Here is a 2,746-nt window from a genome sequence, read left to right as displayed (position 1 = left end):
ATGCGACGCCAGCCAAAGGCACGATGATGCCTGCGAAGGTATTTCGCCAGCCCAGCGCGTTGACCAGTGCGTAATTGGAAATGACGGTGATTTCGGAAGGTACCATCAGCGCTGAAATGACTACTAGGAAGATGATGTTGCGTCCCGGAAAACGCAGGATTGCCAGCGCATATGCAGAAATCACGCCAAGCACGATCTTCAGTACAGACAGCACAGCTGTGATGAGCACCGAGTTGCGCAGGTACGTCCAGAAAGGAACGCGGGTGGTTGCGTCTTTGTAGTTCGCGGTTTCCCAGCTGGGGGGAAGCCAATTTACTGGATCCGTGTAGATGTCGCCTTTGGCTTTGAAGGAGGTCATCAAAATCCAAAACAGCGGTAGGCCAACCAGCAGGAGGACGGCGACGATGCCGATGTATCCAAAAACTTTTTTAAGGGTGTTGTCCATTAAGGCTTCGCTCCCATTAGTGGTTTTGCTTGTCCATGATGCGTACCTGAATCAAGGTGATGATCAGCAAGATCAAGAACATGATTGTGGCGGCGGTAGCGCCGTAGCCAGCGCGGAAGTTCACGAAGGTCTCTTGATAAATCTGGAACACAAGAGTGGTAGTGCCGTTACCCTGTGGGCCGCCACGGGTCATTACGTTGATGATGTCGAAGACCTGTACAGAGTTCAGCGTCACCGTGATCGAAAGAAAGAATGTAGTGGGGCGAAGCTGTGGCAGCGTCACGCGGCGGAAACGCGTCCAAGTGGACGCACCGTCGATAGCCGCGGCCTCGTCCAAGTCCTTGGAAAGGCCTTGTAGAGCAGCCAAATAAATGACGAAGGTATAGCCCAGGTTCTTCCACACGAAAGTGAAAGTCACCATGAACAGCGCCCAACCGGGTATTGCATAGAAGTTAGGCCTTTCAACGCCTACCCAACTGAGCATCTCTTGAATAAGCCCGAAGTTGGGATCGAAGATGAACTGGAAAGCAATGCCGATGGCAGCTCCGGAAATCGCGAAAGGTGCGAAGACCACCGATCGGGTGAAATTGCGGCCCTTCAAGTTTTGATTGAGCAAGAGAGCTAGCGCGAGCCCCAATACCAGGGAGCCGATTACGGCAAAGAAAGTAAAGATGAGGGTATTCGCGATGATGGTCTTGGTATCATCGCGCGTGAACCACTCAACGTAGTTCTGAAAACCTACGAATGTCGACGTTGGGCTCGAGATATTCCAGTTAAAAAAGGAAAGCCGGATATTGTCGATGAGTGGGCGATAGGTAAAGATTCCCAACAAAATGAGGTTGGGGGCTAAGAGTACTAGCGCGAGCCACCACTCTTGGCGCTTTTTACCCTCTGCTTTCTTGCGTAAAGCAGCTGTATCGGGACTATGCTCCGATTGTTTAATAACCACTTTGGAGAAGCTAAGCCGCGCAGGTTAAAACCCGCTACCGGTGGGGTGAAAACTTGGCTAACTAAAGATGAACGAAAAAATACTCAAGAACCAAGGCAAAGTAGCAGTGTCTCCGCCCGAATCACGGGGTTGGCAAGATCGATGCCGCACAGGGCTTGGACTTTTTCGATACGGGCGCGCACGGTGTGGCGGTGCACATTAAGCTCGCTGGCAGCGGCGGCTAGCTGGGCGTCGGCAAGCAAGTAGGTGCGCAAGGTGCGTAGCAGCTCCGTATTGTGTGCGGCGTCATGGTGCTTAAGCTTTCCGACGATCGCGGCGCGGCGCTTTCCCAAGGCCTCGTGGACTGCGGATTCACCGAGCCAGGCGGGGGCGTCGGAGCTAAACTCCGCCATGGTTCCAGGAGGCAGGCTGCGCGCGTGGGTCTTCAGGGCCGTTACGCGGTCGGCGCTGATTTCCTCCCACGGAGTGTCCTTGAGTACGGATACCTGCAGGTTTTTGGCGTAGCGCCCGAAGAGCTCTTGCGCGTTGATGGTTTCGGGAGGCAGGGCAATGAGCGCGCTTTCCGACGCCGTGCCTTCCAAAGGCAGCACGAAGCAGGCATAGCCGCCTTTGTTTGCCGCACGATGCACCAACCCCAACGCGCGGCTAAGACGCGTGGGGGAGTCGGCCTGCACCAGGCAGAGGTGGAGACGGCCGTGGGAGGCCACAGAGTTGAAAGCGGCGTCTAAAGCCGTGGTGCCAAGCGCAGGCGTGGTGCCGGAGACCTGCGTGGCAAGGGCGAGAGCGCCTAGGATGATGCGGGCCGAAGAGTCGCGGTTTTGTAGCAACATCTCCGCCAAGCCGGCAAGGTGGCGGGTTAATGCGCGGTCATAAGAGTCGAATTTTTGCTCGCGGGATACCGCAAGTGCGATGCGCCGCCGGCCGTGGGTATTAAACACGTTGGTGATGGTGGCGATCGTCGTGCCGTCTTTGGTGATGCTCGAGCGCGCGCCCGAGGTGCGCCCAGAGCTTTGGCTTGCGGCGACAAGCGCGAATTCGGCGGCGGAAAGCTCGCCTAAGTCGTGACGATTGATGACGTTTCCTGAATCATTAGCCACGGCCACGGCAGCGCCGAGTTCTTTCGACGCACGCTCCAACAATGCGTTAATGCCATTCGACGCCGCCTGATTTAAGCGCTCCTGTTGACGGTGCAAGGTGAACTGGAGGTTGTTCTCAATGCGCGATTGCTCCGTAGTCACCGTATTGATAATGGAGATGAAAGGCGTGGCGCGGGGGACTTCAAAAAGCGTTAGGTGGTGGCGCGCCGCGGCGTCGATAAGCTCCTGCGGAACCGTGGCGAAGGTCAGGCCAGT

The 2,746-nt window shown here is 56.1% G+C and carries 3 protein-coding genes; all 3 read right to left on the bottom strand.

The features are described 5' to 3' along the window. Positions 1–445 (bottom strand): carbohydrate ABC transporter permease (locus HMPREF2935_RS02680; protein WP_141756010.1); only part of this gene is annotated, 445 nt, incomplete at its 3' end. 16 nt (positions 446–461) lie between these two features. Next, entirely contained in the window at positions 462–1,394 is a 933-nt protein-coding gene (locus HMPREF2935_RS02675; protein WP_371326223.1) for a carbohydrate ABC transporter permease, read from the bottom strand. A gap of 83 nt (positions 1,395–1,477) precedes the next feature. Next, positions 1,478–2,746: helix-turn-helix domain-containing protein (locus HMPREF2935_RS02670; protein ID WP_246817766.1), on the bottom strand; the 1,269-nt coding region annotated here is incomplete at its 5' end.

The sequence above is a fragment of the Corynebacterium sp. HMSC076D02 genome (assembly GCF_001813815.1).
GTDB lineage: Bacteria > Actinomycetota > Actinomycetes > Mycobacteriales > Mycobacteriaceae > Corynebacterium > Corynebacterium simulans.
Note: the sequence above shows the minus strand (reverse complement) of the source record. Positions and strands in the feature narration are given on the sequence as shown.